Here is a 23,108-nt window from a genome sequence, read left to right on the forward strand (position 1 = left end):
ATCTCTCCTCATAGGCCTCAATGGGGCTGAGAATGCAGCTTCTCCCATGTTCGTTGCAGGGCGTCAATGTGGCGGGTCATCTCTGCTGTAATGGCTTGTTCTTTATGGCTTCGCGCAGCATCGCGTAGCCTATTGTGCTCATTTGTGATGGACTTCCGGAGTTCTCCCCTGGCCTCCTCCGTGCTCATCTTTGTAAGCCTCTCCAGGCTTCCAGGGAGGATTTTTGAATGAGGAACAAGGCGGTCACGCAGGCGCCGTTCGAGCTCGGCTTTGACTTCGTGGTCGGTCAGCCCGTCCACAGCTGATACAGCCTCATCCCTCGCGCTGATCATAGCCGAGCGTTCTTGTACGGCTTGAGGGTCCTCTCGATATGTGGCGCTGTAGTGAATGGGGATACCAGCAAGTCGTTCGTCGCCAAGGATTTGGGAGCACTTCGCGTGCCCCTTTCCTTCGCCACAGGGTTCGCGTTCGGTGTAAAGCCCCAACGGTTTGTAATGGCTGCCATCCGGGTCTACGCGCTTAAGCCATTCCAACAGATGCTTCTCCGAGTGTCGTGGCGTGACCTTGGGGATATTTGCCGGCACTGAGGAGTCCACCACATAATGGACCTCCCTGTCGGGTGGCGGTCCCTCCACCTCGAGAACGGCAAAGTTCTTATCGGTGAAGTCGGGGCCATGCTTCTTCAGCGCTTTCGTCGCGTCTTCTGGAAGGCCCTTCAGGGTTTCCTTGAGGAAATTATTTGCGAATTTACGGTGCAGGCGTACACCAAGGGACTCCTTGGACTTCTTGGCGCCAGAATCCGTAGTGCCCGGTTCGGGGTCGCCTTCTCCGGACGCTCGATAAGCATGTGCAACGGCTTCGGGGCTCCGGCCCACACTGTGCTGGTGATGGTAGGAGAGGTCGAGCCTGGCGAGCGAGGCCACGACTGCTTGCTGTTCGCCGCGGGACAGTGCTTCGAACCCAGGCAGATGCCTGCTGAGTTGGGATCTCGTGAAGCTGCGGCTATCGCCGGGTGTATCAGGATGTTCCCTGTCACCAGATGTCACCTGCAGCACATGCGCGAGTGCACCGGAGTCAGCCCATTGGTCAAGCCGGTGGTGGACCCGGTCCAACTCCACGCGGTGGACGCTCTGGTCCGCTCGAAGATTTCCCTGAAGCTCATCTGGTAGTAGGCCGTATTCTTTTGAGGTTTCCGACTCGCTTTCGAGAGTGCGTGATGCGTCGCTATCCGGGCCATCGTGTGTGACAGAGCGGCTTTGCTCTGATGTATCGCTCGTGCCTCGATCGTGAGGATCGGTGTACGGGCGATCATCAGGGTCCTGTTTCTTGTCCGAGGTGTCTGTGAGGTCGTCGGGCTTCTTTCCGTTCTCGGATTTCGGTCCGGCGGGTTCCTCGGGTCCTCTGTGATTCGTGTCGGCGGGGGAGGCCAGCGAGTGGCCGGCAGCTGTGTGCCGATCCGTCCGGGGCGTGTGCGTGTCCGGAGTGGGTGCCTGATCAGGGTTGCTCCGATTGCTGCGCGGGTCGCTCGGAGGTGCATCGGGCGCGTTAGTGGACACCCTGTCCGTGACGGGATGAGTGTCGTTGTTGCCGGAGCGGTTGGTCGAGGAAGGGGCCGGATCGGCGGTATGGGGGTCGTGAGTGTGGGTCGAGTCGGTTTGGGTGCTGTTGTGTGACGTCAGCGCGTTGTCCCGCGCGGGGGGTGTGACTCGGTCGCCTTCGTTCCCGTTCCTGCTTTCGCCAGCGGTATGCGGAGACCTGGAGTCCGGCTCCGCTGTGGCGTCGGACGGATGGCGTGTTGACGAGCCTTCGTTCTTCGGTGTGTCCGCGTGAGGCGGTTGCGGCTCTGCGTGGGACGGGCTTTCCCCGTTGTGGTTGTCGGAACCGGTGAAGGGTGGGTTGTGCGGGGTGGTTCTGGCTTCCGGGTTGGGGGTGTGCTCGTCGGGGGTCTTCTTCGAGGGGGTCTCCGACGAGTTCGGTTCGGGAGCCTTGTGGTTCTCGGTCTCCTCGGGGGAGTTATCGGGATCCTTGTGGGACGTGCCGGTTCCCTCTTCCGGGGTTTCCGTCTCGTGGTGGGAGGTGCTGGAGTCCGGAGGGGTGGTGGGGTGGATCGGGTTGCGGTTGGCGTCCAGGGGGATGTGCCAGACGTGTTCCGCGTTGGGGATGTGGAGGGGCTGGTGGCTGACCTCTCCGCTCTGGGTGTCGATCCAGATGATGTCGCCGTGGTGGTTCACGGCGTTGAAGGCGTGGCCGCCTCCGCCGGGCCAGTCGACCTGGACGATGGCCGCGGCGCCGTGGCCGGCCTGTTGGAGGTCCGACGCGATGCGGTGGGGGGTTTCGGGGTCGCTGCCGGTGCCGGCGTAGGTGTGCGCGGCGCCTGTCCACCGGATCTGGTTCGCGTTCGCGTTGTGCTCGGGGGACCAGGGGTCGAGGTTGCCGTGCTGGTCGACGTCCAGCGTGCGCGGGGCTGAGACCTGGGGGTTTCCGTACCAGGTCTCCAGGAAGGAGCGGGAGCAGTCGGCGCAGTTGTTGCTGCGGCCGGGGACCTGGTTGCCGCCGTCGTTCTGGAGCTGGGACCAGTGGCCGAAGGGGTCCGGGAAACGCTGCGGGGTGCCGTCGGGCTCGTGCGGCACCGCGTTGACCAGTGCCTGCTGGTCGTGGGGGTGTGGTTCGGTCAGGCCGCCCGGGTAATGGTGCAGGTCGTTGCGGATGTTGTTCAGGCTGTCCTGGTGCGGGTGCTGCTGAGGCGACGTGCCCGGTTCGGCGTGCGGCGCGCCCGGTGGCTGCGGTGTGGCGTGACCCGCGTGCGACGGCGGGGTCGAGGGTGTCGTGGCGGGGGCGACTGTGTGGATCGGAACGGGCGTCACATGGTCGTGCTGTCGGTCGTGGGGCTTGTCCGTCCCGGCTTCGGATGTCTGTGACGAGTGGTGTTGCGCGGCCGGCTGATGAGGGGTCGCGGGTGCCGTGCCTGCGGGCTGGTGCGGCCTGTTGGGGGTGGGACGGGGGCCCGGTTGGTTCTGAGTGCCCGGCGTGCCGGAACCGCGGGGGGCCTGGGTGGACCCGGGCTGTGGTGAGGAGTTCGGGGTCTGGGTGTTGCTGTTCGGGTTCGAGGTTCGTTCCGGACCGGTGCCGCTGCCCGCACCTGGGCCCGTGCCCGTGCTGGTTGAGGTGGGGGGCGGGGTGGACGGACTTGGGCTCTGGTTCGTGGGTCGGTTCGGGGGCGGCGTCGAGTTGGGGTTCGAGGGGCGACTCGTGGGCGCGTTGGAGGTCGAGTTCGCGTCCGAGTTCGGGGTTTGGCCTCGGGTGGGTGTGCGGGCGTCGGTCGCGTCCGTGGTGTTCCGGGGTGCGGTGCGGTCGCCCGGTGTGGTGCCAGGGGCGTTGCGGGGTGCGGACCGGTCTTCCGGGGTGCTGCGGGGTGTCGTCCGGTCGTCCGTGCGCGGTGTCGTCCGGTCGTCCGTGCGAGGGGTCGCCCGCTCGTCCGTGCGGGGTGTCGACCGCTCGTCCGTCCTGGGTGTGGCGCGGTCCTCCGGCCGGGGCGTCGTACGGTCCCCCGGAAGGCTGCGGGGCGTCGTACGGTCCCCCGGAAGGGTGCGGGGCGTCGTACGTCCGTCCGGCGTTTCCCGCGGCGTGGTCCGGCTCTCCGGGGTCGTGCCGGGCGTGCGCTGCGTCGGGATGCGGCCGTCAGGCGTACCGGGCGCCCGGCCCTCTGTCGTACGGGGCGTGCGTCCGTCGCTCGTGCCGGGCACTCGGCTGTCACCAGCGCCGGACACTCGGCCGTCACCAGCGCCGGGTATTCGGCCGGTACCCGCGTTGGATATTCGGTCCTCACCGGTAGCGGTTATGCGGCCCTCCGGCATCGCGGCTCGGGGCGTCCGGGGCGTCGTCGAGGACGTGGGGCTCGGCGTGGACGCGGGGCCCGTTCCCGTTGCGGCCGGGGTGGTGGAGGAAGGATTCCTTGTCGGGCCCGGGGTTGTGGTCGGGCTGGTGGGGCCGGCCGTGGAGGACGTGGTGCCGGGTGTGCTCGCCGTGGGGCGCGGGCCCGGGCCGCCGGCCGTGGTGGGCGGAGGCGCGGGCGAGGTAGGCATGGCCGAGGTGGCGTCCGAGCGGCCGCCGGTTCCGCTGGGGGAGTGGTCGGTGGGCGTCGGTGTGGGGGAGGCGTGGGACTGGGTGGGGACGCTGGCGGCCAGGCTGTCGATCGACGTGCCGATGCCGCCGCCCCTGCCGCCGCCCGAGGAGGGCGCCGTACCGTCGGGCGACGCATGGGTGGGTGCCGTGTGCGGGGTCGGTGAGGAGAGGCCGGACACGGAGGAGTGGCCGGTGCCGGTGGGGCCGGACGCGCTCGGAGCACCGGACGAGACGTCGGTGTGCGAGGGGTTGTGTGAGGTTCCGCTGGGCGCGGGGTCGTCGAAGTCCGCCAGCGACGGTGTGTGCCGCGGGGGCGGTGTGTCCGAGGAGGAAGGATTCGCCGACCCGGAACCCGGGTCGGAGCCGGAGCCGGAGCCGGAATCAGAACCGGAGTCCGAACCGGGGCCCACGCCCACGTCCGGCGTGTGAACACCGGCACTTCCCGTGTCGGCGGATATACCGCCGCCTATGTTCCTCCCCGTACCCGTACCCGTACCCGTACCCGAATCCGTACTCGTGCGGTCCGAGTGCCCGCTCGTGTCCGAGTGTGTCGACGACGAGGAGTCGGACGAGGACCCCGAGTCCGTATTCGTGCGCGAGTCCGACGACGACCTTGACGAAGAGCCGGAGTCCCCTTCGCCGCCACCTTCCCCGTGCCCGCCGTCCCCGCCCCCCGTACCCGACGCGTGAGAGCCGTCGACGCGGCTGTCGATGGCGTGGTGGAAGCGGTGGCCGGCCTTCTGGCCCAGGCTGTCGCGCACGCCCTCGGCCAGGGTCTGCGGGGTCTGCTTGATGGCCTCCCAACTGGCGTCGGTGCCGGCCTTGACGGTCTGGCCGAGGTCGTAGCCCTGCTGGGCGCCGAAGCCGACGTTCACCGTCTGCCGGATGAGGTCGGTGATGATCGCCTCGATCGCCGAGATGGCGGGTTCCTTCATCGCCTCGACGATCGATTCGATGAGCGCCTCCTTGAGCTCGTCGAGGAGGCGGCGCACGATCAGCCGGGTGACCTGGGTGGCGCCGAGTGCGCCGACCTCGGACAGGCCGAAGGTGAAGGGCGCGGCGGCCTGTGCTGCGGCGATCTCGAAGGCCAGGGCGATCAGCTGGGCGATCACCGCCCATTTGGCGAATTCGACGATGTACGCGCAGGCTTCCAGCACGTTTGCGACGGTGTAGGCGGCCTGGGCCGCGTTCGCGAGGTAGCCGTCGGAGCCGTTGCCGCCGTCGAACTTGGCGTAGGCCTTGGTGAACGCGTCGATCGACTCGCCGGCGTTGTGGGCGACCACCGTCCTGGCGCTGGTGTTCGCCGATGTGTGCAGCTCCGTGACGTCGTCGCCGAACGTCCGCCACAGGGCCGCGCAGTCTCTGAGCTTGTCCTCGTCTGCCGTCGGCCAGCGGTAACCGAGCATCTCGAGAACCCATTCGAGCTCGTTCGGCAGCATCATCGACACAGCGCACACACCCCCGTCTGCAACCGGCGTCCAACTCCCCCCACCCATCAAGGGAGAGCGTGCTGGGGACAGCCGTACGCACAGCTTATGTACGGGCCCGCAAGCAACTTCAGAGGATTGCTGTCACAAATCTGTTGCAGGCCCGCCTGCTTGACCACGGCCGATCACGTCGTATCGCCAGCCGGACAAGCCGTATCGCCGGCCGGATCAAGCCGCTTCACCCAGCAGATCCAGCCGCCTTACGGCTATGGCTCAGCCCTCTTGACGACGACGCAGATGGTGCGGCCCCGTCGGCATCTCCACCTGGCCGTCGTACTGAGAGGTGATGTCCCGCCAGGCGGTGTCCTCGGCGGCCTCGTTCTGCTCGTGCCGTACGCCCATCTCGGTGAAGGCCAGGCCCATCCCCGCGAGCCGTTCCGCCAGGCTGCCCATCGACTGGTACATGCCGTCGCGCAGACCCTCGTAGACGACCCCGAACTTCTCGCCGATGTCGTCGTCGCCCCACGGCGGGGTGCTGCCAGCTTCCAGTGCGCCCAGCCCCTTGCTCAGGCGCTCCACCGCCTTGCCGAAGTTCTGTCCCACCGTGAACATGGTGTAGCCCTCGGCCTTGAGGACCGAAGGATCGGCGCGCAGCCCGTCGTCGGCCACAACTGCCCCCCGTGAATCGACATGTGTTCGCCGGACAACCGTAGCGGGCGCACCAGGGTCAGCCCCACCCCCGTGCCTCTCATCCCCGCCGACCCCGCACATGCCGAAGGGGCGGCACCCTCAGGTGCCGCCCCTCCGATCGCTCTGCCGGCTCGGACAGGGGCTCAGAACCGCGCCGGAAGCCACCCGGTCTGGATCAGCTGCCCCCCACGCCGCCGCGTATGGAAGTACCCGCGTCCGGGCGGCAGTTGCGACGGGGTGATGTTGCCGAGCAGCGCGCCCTCCGTGCGGTCGCCGGAGAGCACGACGCCCTGGGCGCCCAGCTCACGCAGGCGCTGCATCACCGGCTCGTACAGCGACCGGCTGGCACCGCCCGAGGAGCGCGCGACGATGACGCGCAGGCCGATGTCACGGGCGAAGGGAAGGTACTCCAGCAGCGGGGCCAGCGGGTTCACGCCCGTCGCCACCAGGTCGTAGTCGTCGACGATGACGAACGCGTCCGGGCTGCTGTACCAGCTGCGGTTGCGCAACTGCTCGGGCGTGACGTCCGGGCCCGGCATACGACGGCTCATCGAACCGGCCAGGCCCTCCAGCGTCTCCGTCAGGGCGGGCGCCGACGCGCAGTAGCGTGACAGGTGCGACTCCGGCACACCCTCCAGGTGGGCGCGCCGGTAGTCACCCATGACGATCTTCGCCTGGTCCGGGGTGTAGCGCTCGGTGATCTGCTTGATGAGCAGCCTCAGCATCGCGGACTTACCGGACTCGCTCTCACCGAACACGATGAAGTGCGGGTCCGTCTCGAAGTCCACGAAGACCGGCGCGAGCGCCGACTCGTCGATGCCGATGGCGACACCGCGCTCCGGGTGCTCGTACCCCTTGGGCAGCCGGTCCGCCGCCAGCAGGGTGGGCAGCAGTCGTACGGCCGGAGCGTGTGCGCCCTGCCAGTTGTCGTTGACGCCGCGGACGAGGATCGCCGTCGCCTCCGACAGGTCCTTCGTCTCCGAGGAGCCGTCGACGCGGGGCAGCGCCGTCATGAAGTGCAGCTTGTCCAGGCTCAGACCGCGGCCCGGCATGCCGCTGGGCACGTTCTGGGCGACCTTGCGGTCGATCTCCGACTCGGTCGGGTCGCCGAGCCGCAGCTCGATGCGGTTCTGGAGCATGTCCTTGAGCGCGGGCCGCACCTCGGTGTAGCGGCTCGCGGTGAGGATCACGTGCACACCGAAGCCGAGACCGCGCGTCGCGATGTCGGTGACGGCGGCCTCCAGCAGCTCGTAGTCCATCTTGAAGGTCGCCCAGCCGTCGACGACGAGGAAGACGTCGCCCCAGGGCTGGTCGGGCAGCATCCCCGAGGCCCTGCGCTGCCGGTACGTCTGGATCGAGTCGATGTTGTTCGCGCGGAAGTACTCCTCGCGCGCGTTCAGGATGCCCTCGACCTCGCTGACCGTACGGCGCACCTTCTCCGCGTCGAGCCGGTTGGCCACTCCGCCCACATGCGCCAGCTCCTCCATCGCGATCAGACTGCCACCGCCGAAGTCCAGGCAGTAGAACTGCACTTCGGCAGGTGTGTGCGTGAGGGCGAACGAGGAGATCAGGGTGCGCAGCAGCGTCGACTTGCCGGACTGGGGGCCGCCGACGAACAGACCGTGGCCCGCACCGCCGGAGAAGTCCCGGTACAGCACGTCGCGGCGCTGCTCGAACGGCTTGTCCACCAGGCCGACCGGCACATTGAGCCGGCCGAGCGCCGTGTACTCGGGCGCGGTCAGGCCGCGGTCCGGGGTGACGGCGAGCTGGGGGAGCAGCTGCTCCAGCGAGGGCGCCTCCTCCAGCGGGGGCAGCCATACCTGGTGGGCGGGCGGTCCCTGGCTGACCATCCGGCCCACGATGACGTCCAGGACGGTGTCGGCGAGCGCGTCGTCGACCGTGTTGTCGGCCTCCGGCTCCTCGACCACCGGCTGCACGGGCAGCGCCACGTGTTCCGCCGTGAACAGCGCGGGCCGCAGTTGCGTGGAGCGGTGCACCCGGGACGGGCCCTCGCCGTGGTACGGCCCCGACACGTACGCGGCCTTGAAACGGACCATGGTGTCGGTGTCGTAGCGCAGGTAGCCCGAGCCGGGGATCGACGGCAGGTGGTAGGCGTCCGGGACGCCGATCGCCGTACGGGACTCGGCGGCGGAGAAGGTGCGCAGACCGATCCGGTAGGACAGATAGGTGTCCAGACCGCGCAGCTTGCCCTCCTCCAAGCGCTGCGACGCCAGCAGCAGATGCACACCCAGCGAGCGGCCGATGCGGCCGATCTGGATGAACATGTCGATGAAGTCCGGCTTGGCGGTGAGGAGTTCGGAGAACTCGTCGAGCACGATCACCAGCGAGGCCATCGGCTCCAGGGCCGCGCCCGCCGCCCGGGCCTTCTCGTAGTCGTGCAGATTGGCGTAGTTGCCCGCCGTGCGCAGCAGCTCCTGACGGCGCTGCATCTCACCCGTGATCGCGTCACGCATACGGTCGACGAGCGTGAGGTCGTCCGCGAGGTTGGTGATGACCGCCGCGGTGTGCGGCATGTCCGCCATTCCCGCGAAGGTCGCACCGCCCTTGAAGTCCGCGAGGATGAAGTTCAGGGTCTCCGAGGAGTGCGTCACCGCGAGACCGAGCACCAGCGTACGCAGCAGCTCCGACTTGCCGGAGCCGGTCGCGCCGACGCACAGGCCGTGCGGGCCCATGCCCTCCTGGGATGCCTCCTTGAGGTCGAGCATCACCGGCTCGCCGTTCTCGCCGACACCGATCGGCACCCGCAGCCGTTCGTGCAGCGTGCGCGGGCGCCAGGTGCGCGAGACATCGACGGAACCCGCGTCGCCGATCCCCATGAGATCGGTGAAGTCCAGGTTGGACAGGAGGGGTTCGCCCTCCTCCGCGGTGCCGACCCGGAAGGGGGCGAGCTGCCGGGCCAGGGACTCGGCCTGCGCCGCGTTCAGCACGTCGGGCTTGCCGGTGTACGCGGACTCGTGGCCGACGAACAGCCGCATGCCGTTGGGCTTCGCGTAGACGGTCAGGCCGGCGCGCAGCTCCTCCTCCAGCTCCCCCGGCGCGATCTCGAGGAAGGTGACGCCCTGGAGGCCCTCGACACTGGCGAGTTCGGAGTCCGGCGGCACCGTGCCGCCGTCGAGCACCACGATCAGGTGCGGCTGGTCGTACACCGGGTTCGCGTCCCGGTTCCAGCGGGGCCTGTCGGCCAACTGGTCCGCCAGCGCCTCCTCCAGCTCCCCGAGATCGTCGAAGAGCAGCCGGGCCGAGCCCGCTCCGTCCTTGGCCTTCGGGTGCTGACCGTGCGGAAGCCACTTGATCCAGTCCCAGTCCGCAGCCGCGGAGGGGTGCGCCACCACCGCGACCATCAGGTCCTCCGGCGAGTGCAGCGTCGCCAGCTGGGCCAGGGTCGCACGGGCGTTGCCGTAGACCGTGTCGGTGTCTCCGGACAGCGTCACGTGGTAGAAGGCGCGCAGCGAGACGGAGACGGGCAGGTCGGACAGACTGCCGTGCGCGTCGAGGAACGCCTTCATGGCCGCCGCGGTCAGCGGCTCCAGCTCCTCCTTGGGCGCGGTCTCCGGGGCCACGAGCGGAGTGTTCAGCTGCTGGATGCCGCGGCCGATCCGTACGGAGGCGAAGTCCCCGTCGGTCGGGCGCCGCTCCCACAGCCGCCTGCCGTCGGCCGCCAGCGCCCACAGCTGGTCCGGTTCGGGATGCTGGAAGAGCTGGCTGCGCCGCTGGAGGTCGGCGGTCTTGTGCACGTCCTTGCGGACCTGTTCGAGATAGCGGAAGTAGTCACGCCGGTCCTGGGCCATCCCGGCGCCGCCGCCCTGACGGGACTTGGTGAACTGGGCGATGGCCATGGCCAGGGTCGAGGCCAGCATGAGACCGCCGACCACCCGCATGTAGGACGGCAGGCCCGGCATGAAGAAGAAGCCGACGGAACCCACCATGCCCATCATGGGCAGCAGGGTCATCAGCATGCCCTCTTCGCCCTCACGCGGGATTTCGGGGGGCGTCTCGAGTCTGACCTCGCCGTCCGGGACGACCGGGGGCGCTGTCCGCGGCGGCCGTTTGATGATGACGACGCTCACCGATGCACTCATCCTTCGCGATTGATACGTCTTGGTACCGACGCCCCCGTGTACCGCGACCTGTTCTCGTTCGCGCAGGCGTCGTACGCGCAGGCCGATCCTACTGATGCGCGCGGTGCGCAAAGGAGGCAGGACGATGGAGAAGCGTGGCGGGTCCTGGGGGAAAAGCGGTAGGCAGGCCCTGTGCGCGACCCGGCAACGGATAGGGTGGCGCTCCGCGTCGTACGAGCGACGCGACGACGTGAAAAAGACGTGAAGAAGCCTTGTCTGTCAGGGGGAACTACCAGGTGAGCACGGGGACTTCGACAGGTTTCTGCCGAATCACCATCGCAGCGCCGGACAGTCGTGTCGATGTGGCGCTGCCGGAGGACCTGCCGATTCAGGACCTCTTTCCCGAGATCGTCAGGCTCTCGGGCCTGGTCCAGCCGGACACCAGCCCCGCCGGCTACCACCTCGTCCGCCGCGAGGGGCAAGTGCTCGACGCGAGCCGGTCGTTGCTCGAGCACCGGGTCAGGGACGGCGAAGTGCTGCTGCTGCGCACCTTCGCCGATTCGCTGCCGCCGGCCGTCCACGACGACGTCGTGGACGCGATCGCCGCCGCGGTCAAGCAGGACCTTCGCAGCTGGAACGACCACCTGATGCGGGTGGCCGGTCTCGTCTCCGGTGCGCTGCTGCTGGTCATGCTCGGCTTCGTCTTCTGGTTCGCGGACCCGATACGGCACGACATGCACGGCCTCACAGGCATCCTCGCCGGCGTGGTGGCCCTCGCCCTGACGGCACTGGCCGGTGTGCGGGCCCGGGTGTACGACGACCGGGGCGCGGCCGTCGCGCTCGGCGTCTCGGCCCTGCCGCACGCGCTCATCGCGGGCTCCGGCGTCATCCCCCAGCACGCGGGGGAAGGCCCCGGCAGGATCCAGTTCCTCGTCGGTTGCGTCGCCGTGCTGCTCTTCTCCATCGTGCTGATCATGCTGCTGCCGCAGGGGGACGCCCCCTTCGTGGCCGCCGCGCTGGCCGCAGCGATCGGCACGCTCGCCGTGTTCTGCGGTGTGCTCACCGACGCGAAGCCCCGGGAGATCGCCGCGGGCACCGCGGTCGTCGCGCTGGCCGTCGTCGGCTTCCTGCCCGGCTGGTCGGCCCGCTTCGCCAAGCTGCCGATCGGATTCCGCAACCCGGAGGACCTGGCCAGGGCCCGTCGCGAGGGCCGGGACGGTGACCTGGAGGCGGTCGACGTCCAGCGCATCGTCGCCCAGACCAGCCGGGGCCACGAACTGCTCCTCGGGCTCGTCGGCGGCTGCGCCGCCGTCATCGTCGGCGCGGGCGGCGCGGTGCTCGGCTTCAGCGACAGCGGCTGGGCCCAGCTGCTCGCCCTGTGCACCGGCCTCGCCGCGATGCTGCGGGCCCGCCTGTTCCGCTACACCGCCCAGGTCACGTGCCTGTTCGTGGCCGGCGTCAGCACCCTCGGTCTGCTGGTGCTCGGCCTGGCGATCTCGCCCCCGGCCGACATCCTCCTCGAACTGGCGAAGGGCAACTCCGGTCCCGTCGACGTACGGACGCTGTGGCTCGGGGCCTCGGTCGCGGTCGGTGTGCTGCTCCTGATCTCGATCGCACTGATCGTGCCGCAGAAGGGGCTCTCCCCGTTCTGGGGCCGCATGCTGGACCTCGCGGACTCCCTGGTGCTGCTCTCGCTCGTCCCGGTCTGCCTGGCCGTCCTCGACGTCTACGGCACGGTGCGCGGAGGCGTCTGAGGACCGCCCGCCCGCCCCGCCCCTGCCGGACCCGGGCCGGGACACTGCTGCCCGGCTGGTACTCTGGGCCACGGCCGTGTGTGTACGCACCTACGGGATCCCTACGCGAGCAGTTGCGCGCCCGGGATCCACAGGACGCGCCCACGAGCCCCGCCTCCCGAGTCACGGAAGCTTCCCTGAGAAGAAGACCAGGGGCACTCGGTGGCATCAGAAAGACTACGAGGAGTACGCGTGTCGCTCGACGCCGCTACGAAGAAGCAGATCATGACCGAGTTCGGTACCAAGGAGGGCGACACCGGCTCCCCCGAGGTCCAGGTCGCGCTGCTGTCCCGCCGTATCTCGGACCTGACCGAGCACCTCAAGATCCACAAGCACGACCACCACTCCCGCCGTGGTCTGCTGATCCTGGTCGGTCAGCGTCGCCGCCTGCTGCAGTACCTGGCCAAGAAGGACATCCAGCGCTTCCGTGCGCTGGTCGACCGCCTCGGCATCCGCCGTGGTGCGGCGGGCGCCAGGTAAGACGCCGTGAAGGGAGCGGTTCCCAAGGGAAGGGGACCGCTCCCTTTGCTGTACGTGCGGACTGTCACCACCGCTTTGTAGTGTGGAAGCACAACGCAAGACGTACGACACCGTGCGAGGAGCGTCCGGAGCCCCGGACGCGGCCGCACACCGAACGAGGAGAAGCGCACCTCGCCGCCGCCGGTCCTCGGTAGTGGCCCCCGGGAGAGAGCGAACCCCGGGTGCTTCGATCGAAGACCGGCCCGCCCAGATGGCGCGCTTCTCCGCCACCGTCCCCCTGTCACACGGGCAGAGAGGGACGAAGACGAGGAGAAAACGCTAGTGGAGAACGAGACCCACTACGCCGAGGCCGTTATCGACAACGGCTCCTTCGGCACCCGTACGATCCGCTTCGAGACGGGCCGCCTGGCCAAGCAGGCCGCCGGCTCCGCCGTCGCGTACCTGGACGACGACACGATGGTCCTGTCGGCCACCACCGCGTCCAAGAACCCCAAGGACCAGCTCGACTTCTTCCCGCTGACGGTCGACGTCGAGGAGCGGATGTACGCGGCCGGGAAGATCCCCGGCTCCTTCTTCCGCCGTGAGGGCCGTCCGTCCGAGGACGCCATCCTCACCTGCCGGCTCATCGACCGCCCGCTGCGCCCGTCCTTCAAGAAGGGCCTGCGCAACGAGATCCAGGTCGTCGCCACCGTCATGGCGCTCAACCCCGACCACCTGTACGACGTCGTGGCGATCAACGCCGCGTCCGCGTCCACGCAGCTGGCCGGTCTGCCCTTCTCCGGCCCGATCGGCGGCGTCCGCGTCGCGCTGATCAACGGCCAGTGGGTCGCCTTCCCGACGCACACCGAGCTCGAGGACGCCGTCTTCGACATGGTCGTCGCGGGCCGCGCCCTGGAGGACGGCGACGTCGCCATCATGATGGTCGAGGCCGAGGCCACCGAGCACACCGTCAAGCTCACCCAGAACGGCGTCGAGGCCCCCACCGAGGAGGTCGTCGCCGCCGGTCTGGAGGCCGCGAAGCCCTTCATCAAGGTGCTGTGCAAGGCTCAGGCCGACCTCGCCGCGAAGGCCGCCAAGCCGACCACCGAGTTCCCGATCTTCCTCGACCACCAGGACGACGTCCTGGAGGCGCTGACCGCCGCCGTCCGCCCCGAGCTGGCCCAGGCGCTCACCATCGCCGGCAAGCAGGAGCGCGAGACCGAGCTGGACCGCGTCAAGCAGCTCGCCGCCGAGAAGCTCCTGCCGGAGTTCGAGGGCCGCGAGAAGGAGATCTCCGCGGCGTACCGCGCGCTGACCAAGCAGCTGGTCCGCGAGCGCGTCATCAAGGAGAAGAAGCGCATCGACGGCCGCGGTGTCACCGACATCCGCACCCTGGCCGCCGAGGTCGAGGCCATCCCGCGGGTGCACGGTTCGGCCCTGTTCGAGCGCGGCGAGACCCAGATCCTGGGCGTCACCACGCTGAACATGCTGCGCATGGAGCAGCAGCTCGACACCCTCTCCCCGGTGACGCGCAAGCGCTACATGCACAACTACAACTTCCCGCCGTACTCCACGGGCGAGACCGGCCGCGTCGGCTCCCCGAAGCGCCGCGAGATCGGCCACGGCGCCCTCGCCGAGCGCGCCCTGGTCCCGGTCCTGCCCTCGCGCGAGGAGTTCCCGTACGCGATCCGTCAGGTGTCCGAGGCCCTCGGCTCCAACGGCTCGACGTCCATGGGCTCGGTGTGCGCCTCCACCATGTCGCTGCTGAACGCCGGTGTGCCGCTGAAGGCCCCGGTCGCCGGTATCGCCATGGGGCTGATCTCCCAGGAGATCGACGGCGAGACGCACTACGTGACGCTGACCGACATCCTCGGCGCCGAGGACGCCTTCGGCGACATGGACTTCAAGGTCGCCGGCACCAAGGAGTTCGTGACCGCCCTCCAGCTCGACACCAAGCTGGACGGCATCCCGGCCTCCGTCCTGGCCGCGGCCCTCAAGCAGGCCCGCGACGCTCGTCTCCACATCCTCGACGTGATGATGGAGGCCATCGACCGGCCCGACGAGATGTCCCCGCACGCCCCGCGGATCATCACCGTCAAGATCCCGGTCGACAAGATCGGCGAGGTCATCGGCCCCAAGGGCAAGATGATCAACCAGATCCAGGAGGACACCGGCGCCGAGATCACGATCGAGGACGACGGCACGATCTACATCGGTGCCGCCGACGGCCCGTCCGCCGAGGCCGCCCGCGCCACGATCAACGGCATCGCCAACCCGACCATGCCGGAGGTCGGCGAGCGCTACCTGGGCACGGTCGTGAAGACGACCACCTTCGGCGCGTTCGTCTCGCTGCTCCCGGGCAAGGACGGTCTGCTGCACATCTCGCAGATCCGCAAGCTCGCCGGCGGCAAGCGCGTGGAGAACGTCGAGGACGTGGTGGCCGTGGGCCAGAAGGTCCAGGTCGAGATCGCCGAGATCGACTCCCGCGGCAAGCTCTCCCTCATCCCCGTGATCGAGGGCGAGGACGCGGGCGACGACGCGAAGGACGACACCGACAAGTGACGTCCCGTGACCTCAGGGCGACGGCCCGCACCTCCTCGGAGGCGCGGGCCGTCGCCCGTACCCAAACCCTGATCAAGGGGGCGAACGGCATCGGCACCGTCCGTAAGACCACCCTTCCGGGTGGACTGCGCGTCGTCACCGAGACCCTGCCCTCGGTGCGCTCCGCCACGTTCGGCATCTGGGCGCACGTCGGCTCGCGTGACGAGACGCCGGCCCTGAACGGCGCCACGCACTACCTTGAGCACCTGCTCTTCAAGGGCACGGAACGGCGCAGTGCGCTGGACATCTCGTCCGCGATCGACGCGGTCGGCGGTGAGATGAACGCGTTCACGGCGAAGGAGTACACGTGCTACTACGCGCGCGTGCTCGACACCGACCTGCCACTGGCGATCGACGTCGTCTGCGACATGCTCACCGGCTCGATGATCCGCGAGGAGGACGTCGACATCGAGCGCGGCGCGATCCTCGAGGAGATCGCGATGACGGAGGACGACCCGGGCGACTGCGTGCACGACCTCTTCGCGCACACGATGCTCGGCGACACCCCGCTCGGCCGCCCGGTCCTCGGCACGGTCGACACGGTGAACGCCCTGACCGCCGACCGGATCCGCCGCTTCTACCGCAAGCACTACGACCCCACGCACCTGGTGGTCGCGTGCGCCGGCAACGTCGACCACAACAAGGTCGTACGCCAGGTGCGTGCCGCCTTCGAGAAGGCCGGCGCGCTCACCCGGTCGGATGCCGTACCCCTCGGGCCGCGCGACGGCCGCCGGACCATCCGCACGGCCGGCCGGGTCGAGCTGCTGTCCCGCAAGACGGAACAGGCGCATGTCGTCCTCGGCATGCCCGGCCTGGCCCGCACCGACGAGCGCCGCTGGGCCCTCGGAGTGCTGAACACGGCGCTGGGTGGAGGGATGTCGTCCCGGCTGTTCCAGGAGGTCCGCGAGAAGCGGGGCCTCGCGTACAGCGTGTACTCGTACACGTCCGGTTTCGCCGACTGCGGCCTGTTCGGCGTCTACGCCGGCTGCCGCCCCAGCCAGGTGCACGACGTCCTCAGGATCTGCCGTGACGAGCTGGACCACGTGGCCGAGCAGGGCCTGTCCGACGACGAGATCGCCCGCGCGATCGGTCAGCTGCGCGGGTCCACGGTCCTCGGGCTGGAGGACACGGGCGCGCTGATGAACCGTATCGGCAAGAGCGAGCTGTGCTGGGGCGACCAGATGTCCGTCGACGACATGCTGGCCCGGATAGCCGAGGTGACCCCGGACGACGTCCGGTCCGTGGCCCGGGACGTCCTCGCACAGCGGCCCTCGCTGTCGGTCATCGGCCCGCTGAAGGACAAGCAGGCGTCCCGTCTGCACGACGCGGTCGCGTAATCCCCTCCGGTAAGGAAGCACGAGAGATGAGCAAGCTGCGGGTGGCGGTCCTGGGCGCCAAGGGCCGGATCGGCGCGGAGGCGGTACGGGCCGTCGACGCCGCCGGGGACATGGAACTGGTGGCCGCCCTCGGCCGGGGCGACAAGCTGGAGACCCTTCTCGACACCGGTGCCCAGGTGGCGGTGGAGCTGACCACGCCGGCCTCGGTGATGGGCAACCTCGACTTCTGCGTACGGCACGGCATCCACGCCGTGGTGGGCACCACGGGCTGGACCGAGGAGCGTCTCGCGGAGCTGAGGAGCCGGCTGGCGCAGTCGCCGGAGACGGGCGTCCTCATCGCCCCGAACTTCTCCATCGGCGCCGTGCTGACCATGAAGTTCGCCGAGGTGGCCGCCCCGTACTTCGAGTCCGTCGAGGTCGTCGAGCTGCACCACCCGAACAAGGTGGACGCCCCCAGCGGCACCGCCACGCGCACCGCGCAGCTGATCGCCGCCGCGCGGGAGAGGGCGGGCAGCGCCCCGCAGCCCGACGCCACGGTGACGGCGCTGGACGGCGCCCGCGGGGCGAACGTCGACGGGGTACCGGTGCACGCGGTCCGGCTGCGCGGTCTGCTCGCCCACCAGGAGGTGCTGCTCGGCGGCGAGGGCGAGACCCTCACCATCCGCCATGACTCGCTGCACCACAGCAGCTTCATGCCGGGCATCCTGCTCGGTGTCCGCCGTGTCGTGACCGCTCCGGGCCTCACCTTCGGCCTGGAACACTTCCTCGATCTGAAGTAGACGGCGGCCATGCGCGCGAAGCTCACCTACGCCATCACGGCCGCCGTCCTGGTCGTCTACTTCCTCCTGGTCGGCAGCCGCGGAGTGCTCCTGATCCAGACCGGCACCGCGGTCACCGTCCCCTTCGGTATCGCGGTGCTGATCCTGCCGGTCATCGGCGTCTGGTTCCTGTGGAAGAACACCCAGTTCGTCCGCAAGGCCAACCGGCTCGCCGCCGAGCTGGACGCCGAGGGCGGCCTGCCGGTGGACGAACTCAGGCGCACTCCCGGTGGCCGGATCGACCGCAACTCGGCCGACGAGGTCTTCGCCAGGCGCAGGGCGGAGACGGAGGCGGCCCCGGACGACTGGCGGAGCTGGTTCCGGCTGGCCATCGCCTATCACGACGCCCGCGACACGCCCCGAGCCCGCAAGGCGATGCAGCGGGCGATCGCCCTGCACGAGGGCAAGCCGGTCGCACCCTGACGATCGGCCGTACGGGCGGGACGCGGCCCGATGGGGGACGACGGCCGTAGGGGCGGATGAGGGGCCGTACGGACGCAGAAGGGGCCGTCCCGCATCCATCCGCGGGCGGCCCCTGCGGCGTCGAGCGTCGGGTCCGGTAGCGCCTCGGCCGACATCGTGACGCGTCCGGGGCGGTGTCGTAGGGGGTCAGGCCCGGCTGTACTCCGCGGCCCATGCCTCGACCGTGTCCGCCGCCCGGTCGAAGGCCTGCGCACGCGCCAGGAAGTCGGCGCCGTGCGTGGTCAGCAGGGGCGGCAGCCCCTCGGCCGCGTGGTCCTTGCGGACGAGGACCAGCGCCTGTCCCTGCACCGTGCGCGGGAGCCCGAGCCAGCGCACAGGCTGCTGCACCGTCCGCACCGAGACGACCCGCTCCCAGGGCGTCGTACGCGTCGCGACGAAGCTCACCCGGCGCAGCCCGCGCGCGCTCACCCAGATGCCCATGCGCAGCAGCCGCAGCGCCCCGGCCAGGATGACCAGCCCGATGGCGAGGATCGTGACGGCGCCGGACACCGCGCCGGTGAACGCGATGATGACGGCTGCGAAGAACACGTACGAGGCCAGGAGCAGCAGCAGCGCGGCCGCCCCCACCCGCCAGGGGCCGGGACGGTAGGGGCGTCGCCAGCGGTCGCGGTCGTCGTACGGCAGCGGGGTGTCGTCCGCTGCCTGCTGGAAAGCACGGTCGGCCGTCAGGAAGGGCAGGGGCACGGCTGATCCTCACTCGGTCACGGGGCTGTGCCCGGTGAGGCTATCGAGCCGGGTCCCGGCTCACCACCCTCGGGGGGCCGAGGGAGTGCGCCTGTGGGCCACTCGGTGGGCGGGGCACGCCTCAGCGTCCGTCGGAGGCCTCCGAGTGCTGTGTCGCCGCGGGCGACTGGTGCGACATCGAGGGCATGCCGATGACCAGCGCGCCCACGAGCCCGGCCACGATGGTGAGCCCCATCAGCCAGCGCCCGGCTATCTGGCCGGCCGTGGCCCGCTCGCGGGGCGGGCGGGTGACATTGCTGCGGAAGGAGTCGGTTTCGGCGAGGAAGGCGAACGGTACGGGTTCGCGCCGGCGGAACATGGGGAGCGCTCCTCCTCTGGTGGCTCGTGGGTACCCGGGGCTTGCTGACGACCGGGTGACCCGAACGGGGCGTCGTCACCCATACAGACGCGCGAGATCGGCAAAAGGTGCCCTGTTTCGCCGATTTCGCCGAACTTCGCAGGTGAATGTCGTGGCCCGGCACCGAACGCCCCGTTGTCAGTGCCGGGCCGTAGAGTGGGCGCCGCCCGAGCCTGTGATGGGAAGGATCTTCCACGCCGTGACCGACACCCCCGCCGACGACCTCAAGCCCAGCTTCCGCAGCGACGTCACCGTCGAGCTGGTCAAGCACAGCGCGGCCGACTCCGACGTGCTGTGGGCCGCCCGTGTCTCCACCGCGGGCGAGCAGTCCCTGGACGAGTCGAAGAAGGACCCGGAGCGCTCCAAGGGGCTGATCAACTTCCTGATGCGGGACCGGCACGGCAGCCCCTTCGAGCACAACTCGATGACGTTCTTCATCAGCGCCCCGATCTTCGTCTTCCGCGAGTTCATGCGGCACCGCGTGGGCTGGTCGTACAACGAGGAGAGCGGGCGCTACCGCGAGCTCCAGCCGGTCTTCTACGTCCCCGGCGAGTCCCGCAAGCTCGTCCAGGAAGGCCGCCCGGGCAAGTACCGGTTCGTGGAGGGCACCCAGGCGCAGCAGGAGCTGGTCGGCCGGGTCATGGAGGACGCGTACGTGCACGCCTACGAGGCGTATCAGGAGATGCTCGCCGCGGGCGTGGCCCGCGAGGTCGCCCGTTCGGTCCTCCCGGTCGGCCTGTTCTCGTCGATGTACGCGACCTGCAACGCGCGCTCGCTCATGCACTTCCTCGGCCTGCGCACCCAGCACGAGCTGGCCCAGGTGCCGTCGTTCCCGCAGCGGGAGATCGAGATGGTCGGCGAGAGGATGGAGGAGGAGTGGGCCAGGCTCATGCCCCTCACCCATGCCGCCTTCAATGCCAACGGGCGCGTGGCGCCGTAATCGCGGGCCTGTTCACCGGTCAGGCACAGATGTACGGTCAGCCGAGCGAAGTGTCCGTATTGCGGCATTTCGAGAAGTTCATCTAGCCTGATCAAACGGACCCGGCACTGCTTGAACCCCCGAGCAGGCAGTGCCGGGTTCCACTTTTGTCAGGATCTTTCCCCATACCCCGAGGGCAGACCTCGCCCTGAGCAGCGAGTAGCGTGTATGCCATGGCTCCGACCTCCACTCCGCAGATCCCCTTCGGGCGGATCCTCACCGCCATGGTCACGCCGTTCACGGCGGACGGCGCACTCGACCTCGACGGCGCGCAGCGGCTCGCCACCCACCTGGTGGACGCAGGCAACGACGGCCTGGTCATCAACGGCACCACCGGTGAGTCGCCCACCACCAGCGATGCGGAGAAATCGGAGCTGGTACGAGTCGTCCTGGAGGCGGTCGGCGACCGCGCCCACATCGTCGCCGGTGTCGGCACGAACGACACCCGCCACAGCATCGAGCTGGCGCGCGAGGCGCAGAAGGCCGGCGCACACGGACTGCTGACCGTGACGCCGTACTACAACAAGCCCCCGCAGGAGGGCCTGTACCGGCACTTCACGGCCATCGCCGACGCCACCGAGCTGCCGGTCATGCTCTACGACATCCCGGGCCGCAGCGGTGTCCCGATCACCACGGAGACCCTCGTCCGTCTCGCCGAGCACCCGCGGATCGTCGCCAACAAGGACGCCAAGGGCGACCTCGGCCGCGCCAGCTGGGCCATCGCCCAGTCCGGCCTGGCCTGGTACTCCGGCGACGACATGCTCAACCTGCCCCTGCTCTCGGTGGGCGCGGTCGGTTTCGTCTCGGTCGTCGGCCATGTCGTCTCTCCGGAGCTGCGCGCGATGGCGGAGGCCTACGTCAGCGGTGACGTCCAGAAGGCGCTGGAGATCCACCAGAAGCTGCTCCCGGTCTTCACCGGCATGTTCCGCACCCAGGGCGTCATGACCACGAAGGCCGCGCTCGCGCTCCAGGGGCTGCCCGCCGGACCGCTGCGCGCGCCCATGGTCGAGCTCTCGCCCGAGGAGACCGCCCAGCTCAAGATCGATCTTGCCGTCGGCGGGGTAGAGCTCTGACACAGACTTCACAACTGAATAGGCAGGACCCAGGTGCCTGCATCCCACACGACAACTGCTTTTGCACGAACGTCACGCGCGCCACGTGCCCTTACAGGTACGTGGCGTGCGTGGTGAGGAGAGTCTTTTGAGTCATCCGCATCCTGAACTCGGCTCGCCGCCGAAGCTCCCCGAAGGCGGCCTGAGGGTCACCCCACTCGGCGGCCTCGGGGAAATCGGCCGGAACATGACCGTCTTCGAGTACGGCGGCCGCCTGCTGATCGTCGACTGCGGAGTGCTCTTCCCCGAGGAGGAGCAGCCCGGAATCGACCTGATCCTGCCGGACTTCTCGTCCATCCGCGATCGCCTCGACGACGTGGAGGGCATCGTCCTCACCCACGGTCACGAGGACCACATCGGCGGTGTCCCGTACCTGCTGCGGGAGAAGCCCGACATCCCGTTGATCGGCTCCAAGCTGACCCTCGCCCTGATCGAGGCGAAGCTCCAGGAGCACCGCATCCGCCCGTACACGCTCGAGGTCGCGGAGGGCCAGCGGGAGCGGGTCGGCCCCTTCGACTGCGAGTTCATCGCGGTCAACCACTCCATCCCGGACGCCCTCGCGGTCGCCATCCGGACCCCGGCCGGCATGGTCGTCCACACCGGCGACTTCAAGATGGACCAGCTCCCGCTGGACAACCGTCTGACCGACCTCCATGCGTTCGCACGGCTGAGCGAGGAAGGCATCGACCTTCTCCTCACCGACTCCACCAACGCCGAGGTTCCCGGGTTCACCCCGCACGAGCGCGACATCTCCAATGTCCTGCGCCAGGTCTTCGCGGGCGCCCGCAAGCGGATCATCGTGGCGAGTTTCGCCAGCCACGTCCATCGCATCCAGCAGATTCTGGACGCCGCGCACGAATACGGCCGCCGGGTCGCCTTCGTCGGCCGCTCCATGGTCCGCAACATGGGCATCGCGCGGGACCTCGGTTATCTGAAGGTGCCGCCGGGCCTGGTGGTGGACGTCAAGACGCTGGACGACCTGTCCGACGACGAGATCGTGCTGGTGTGCACGGGCTCGCAGGGCGAGCCGATGGCGGCGCTGTCGCGGATGGCGAACCGGGACCACCAGATCCGCATCGTCCAGGGCGACACGGTGATCCTCGCCTCGTCGCTGATCCCCGGCAACGAGAACGCGGTGTACCGCGTGATCAACGGCCTGACCCGCTGGGGCGCCAACGTCGTGCACAAGGGGAACGCCAAGGTGCACGTCTCGGGCCACGCGTCCGCGGGCGAGCTGCTGTACTTCTACAACATCTGCCGCCCGAAGAACCTGATGCCGGTCCACGGCGAATGGCGCCATCTGCGGGCGAACGCCGAACTGGGCGCGCTCACGGGTGTCCCGCACGACCGGATCGTGATCGCCGAGGACGGCATCGCCGTCGACCTCATCGAGGGCAAGGCGAAGATCTCCGGCAAGGTCCAGGCCGGATACGTGTACGTCGACGGCCTCTCGGTCGGCGACGTGGGGGAGCCGGCGCTCAAGGACCGCAAGATCCTCGGCGACGAGGGCATCATCTCGGTCTTCGTGGTGGTGGACGCCTCGACGGGCAAGATCACCGGCGGTCCCCATGTGCACGCCCGTGGCTCGGGTATCGAGGACTCCGCCTTCGGCGCCGTGATCCCGAAGATCACGGAGGTGCTGGAGCGCTCCGCCCAGGACGGGGTCGTCGAGCCCCACCAGCTCCAGCAGCTGATCCGGCGGACCCTGGGCAAGTGGGTCTCGGACACATACCGGCGCAGGCCGATGATCCTGCCTGTGGTGGTTGAGGTCTGACACCCGGTCAAGTCCACACGCGGGTGAACCTGGAGCGGGGCCCCTCGATTTGCATCGAGGGGCCCCGCTCCAGTACGTTTACGGCTCCGCCAGCGGGGGAGCCCGGCGCCACCGAGCGTCAGGGACCGGCCCCGGCAGGGCGGAAAACCTGACTCAGAATCTCTGATAAAGTCGGGAAAGCCGGAAAGGGAAACGCGAGAGCGGGAACCTGGAAAGCGCCGAGGAAATCGGATCGGAAAAAGATCTGATAGAGTCGGGAACACCGAAGGGAAGCGCCCGGAGGAAAGCCTGAGAGAGTCTCTCGGGTGAGTACGAAGGAAGCGTCCGTTCCTTGAGAACTCAACAGCGTGCCA

The 23,108-nt window shown here is 69.0% G+C and carries 16 protein-coding genes and 1 pseudogene; 11 read left to right on the plus strand and 6 right to left on the minus strand.

What is annotated here, in order from left to right:
- Positions 1–17 precede the first annotated feature (17 nt).
- Complete coding sequence (locus ACWD5Q_RS29280; protein WP_451430085.1) at positions 18–2,864, minus strand: toxin glutamine deamidase domain-containing protein; 2,847 nt, start codon at positions 2,862–2,864, stop codon at positions 18–20.
- A gap of 973 nt (positions 2,865–3,837) precedes the next feature.
- On the opposite strand from ACWD5Q_RS29280, the gene ACWD5Q_RS29285 reads away from it, so the two are divergent.
- Both ACWD5Q_RS29285 and ACWD5Q_RS29290 read left to right on the plus strand, forming a co-directional pair.
- Positions 3,838–4,551: a hypothetical protein gene (locus tag ACWD5Q_RS29285; protein ID WP_451430086.1), complete on the plus strand. Its 714-nt coding sequence runs from the start codon at positions 3,838–3,840 to the stop codon at positions 4,549–4,551.
- A 468-nt stretch (positions 4,552–5,019) separates the two neighbouring features.
- Complete coding sequence (locus ACWD5Q_RS29290; protein ID WP_451430087.1) at positions 5,020–5,295, plus strand: hypothetical protein; 276 nt, start codon at positions 5,020–5,022, stop codon at positions 5,293–5,295.
- Here ACWD5Q_RS29290 and ACWD5Q_RS29295 read toward each other — a convergent pair.
- The 3 genes and pseudogenes from ACWD5Q_RS29295 to eccCa all read right to left on the minus strand — a co-directional run.
- A pseudogene (locus ACWD5Q_RS29295) lies at positions 5,181–5,618 on the minus strand (WXG100-like domain-containing protein); the annotation flags it as partial. The gene ACWD5Q_RS29290 and the pseudogene ACWD5Q_RS29295 sit on opposite strands and share 115 nt — an antisense overlap.
- A 204-nt stretch (positions 5,619–5,822) precedes the next feature.
- The gene (locus ACWD5Q_RS29300) at positions 5,823–6,218 is read right to left on the minus strand and encodes a hypothetical protein (RefSeq protein WP_451430072.1); all 396 of its coding nucleotides are present in this window, start codon (positions 6,216–6,218) and stop codon (positions 5,823–5,825) included.
- Between the two features lie 164 nt (positions 6,219–6,382).
- Positions 6,383–10,327 (minus strand): type VII secretion protein EccCa, encoded by a 3,945-nt coding sequence (eccCa, locus tag ACWD5Q_RS29305; RefSeq protein WP_451430073.1) that lies wholly within the window; start codon positions 10,325–10,327, stop codon positions 6,383–6,385.
- A 287-nt stretch (positions 10,328–10,614) separates the two neighbouring features.
- Here eccCa and eccD point away from each other — a divergent pair, with 287 nt between their 5' ends.
- From eccD to ACWD5Q_RS29335, 6 genes are all read left to right on the plus strand, one after another.
- Entirely contained in the window at positions 10,615–12,072 is a 1,458-nt protein-coding gene (eccD, locus tag ACWD5Q_RS29310; RefSeq protein ID WP_451430074.1) for a type VII secretion integral membrane protein EccD, read from the plus strand.
- 231 nt (positions 12,073–12,303) lie between these two features.
- A complete protein-coding gene (rpsO, locus tag ACWD5Q_RS29315) occupies positions 12,304–12,591 on the plus strand; it encodes a 30S ribosomal protein S15 (RefSeq protein ID WP_451430075.1) in 288 nt (95 codons plus the stop codon).
- A 321-nt stretch (positions 12,592–12,912) separates the two neighbouring features.
- Positions 12,913–15,132, plus strand: a complete 2,220-nt coding sequence (locus ACWD5Q_RS29320) for a polyribonucleotide nucleotidyltransferase (protein WP_451430076.1) — start codon at positions 12,913–12,915, stop codon at positions 15,130–15,132.
- Entirely contained in the window at positions 15,129–16,508 is a 1,380-nt protein-coding gene (locus ACWD5Q_RS29325) for a M16 family metallopeptidase (RefSeq protein ID WP_451430077.1), read from the plus strand. The genes ACWD5Q_RS29320 and ACWD5Q_RS29325 overlap by 4 nt, the downstream gene beginning before the upstream one ends.
- 26 nt (positions 16,509–16,534) lie before the next feature.
- The gene (gene dapB / locus ACWD5Q_RS29330; protein ID WP_451430078.1) at positions 16,535–17,287 is read left to right on the plus strand and encodes a 4-hydroxy-tetrahydrodipicolinate reductase; all 753 of its coding nucleotides are present in this window, start codon (positions 16,535–16,537) and stop codon (positions 17,285–17,287) included.
- Positions 17,288–17,296: 9 nt separating this feature from the next.
- On the plus strand, positions 17,297–17,749 hold the full coding sequence (locus ACWD5Q_RS29335; RefSeq protein WP_451430079.1) for a hypothetical protein: 453 nt from the start codon (positions 17,297–17,299) through the stop codon (positions 17,747–17,749).
- Positions 17,750–17,935: 186 nt separating this feature from the next.
- On the opposite strand, the gene ACWD5Q_RS29340 is transcribed toward ACWD5Q_RS29335, so the two are convergent.
- Together ACWD5Q_RS29340 and ACWD5Q_RS29345 are read right to left on the minus strand one after the other, a co-directional pair.
- Positions 17,936–18,493: a hypothetical protein gene (locus tag ACWD5Q_RS29340; protein ID WP_451430080.1), complete on the minus strand. Its 558-nt coding sequence runs from the start codon at positions 18,491–18,493 to the stop codon at positions 17,936–17,938.
- Between the two features lie 121 nt (positions 18,494–18,614).
- Positions 18,615–18,851, minus strand: coding sequence for a hypothetical protein (locus ACWD5Q_RS29345; protein WP_451430081.1), 237 nt, complete (start codon positions 18,849–18,851; stop codon positions 18,615–18,617).
- Between the two features lie 238 nt (positions 18,852–19,089).
- Between ACWD5Q_RS29345 and thyX the strand changes: the two genes are divergently transcribed.
- From thyX to ACWD5Q_RS29360, 3 genes are all read left to right on the plus strand, one after another.
- On the plus strand, positions 19,090–19,830 hold the full coding sequence (gene thyX, locus ACWD5Q_RS29350) for an FAD-dependent thymidylate synthase (protein WP_451430082.1): 741 nt from the start codon (positions 19,090–19,092) through the stop codon (positions 19,828–19,830).
- Positions 19,831–20,042: 212 nt separating this feature from the next.
- Complete coding sequence (gene dapA, locus ACWD5Q_RS29355) at positions 20,043–20,942, plus strand: 4-hydroxy-tetrahydrodipicolinate synthase (RefSeq protein ID WP_451430083.1); 900 nt, start codon at positions 20,043–20,045, stop codon at positions 20,940–20,942.
- Positions 20,943–21,069: 127 nt separating this feature from the next.
- Positions 21,070–22,755 (plus strand): ribonuclease J, encoded by a 1,686-nt coding sequence (locus ACWD5Q_RS29360; RefSeq protein WP_451430084.1) that lies wholly within the window; start codon positions 21,070–21,072, stop codon positions 22,753–22,755.
- The last annotated feature ends 353 nt before the right edge of the window (positions 22,756–23,108 follow it).

The organism is Streptomyces sp. NPDC002513 (assembly GCF_053595355.1).

Bases quoted from the DNA above. Each gene is read 5' to 3' on its own strand.
- ACWD5Q_RS29285 (WP_451430086.1), top strand. From the start codon at position 3,838: ATGCGGCCCTCCGGCATCGCGGCTCGGGGCGTCCGGGGCGTCGTCGAG.
- ACWD5Q_RS29290 (WP_451430087.1), top strand. From the start codon at position 5,020: ATGATCGCCTCGATCGCCGAGATGGCGGGTTCCTTCATCGCCTCGACG.
- dapB (WP_451430078.1), top strand. From the start codon at position 16,535: ATGAGCAAGCTGCGGGTGGCGGTCCTGGGCGCCAAGGGCCGGATCGGC.
- ACWD5Q_RS29335 (WP_451430079.1), top strand. From the start codon at position 17,297: ATGCGCGCGAAGCTCACCTACGCCATCACGGCCGCCGTCCTGGTCGTC.
- ACWD5Q_RS29345 (WP_451430081.1), bottom strand. From the start codon at position 18,851: ATGTTCCGCCGGCGCGAACCCGTACCGTTCGCCTTCCTCGCCGAAACC.
- dapA (WP_451430083.1), top strand. From the start codon at position 20,043: ATGGCTCCGACCTCCACTCCGCAGATCCCCTTCGGGCGGATCCTCACC.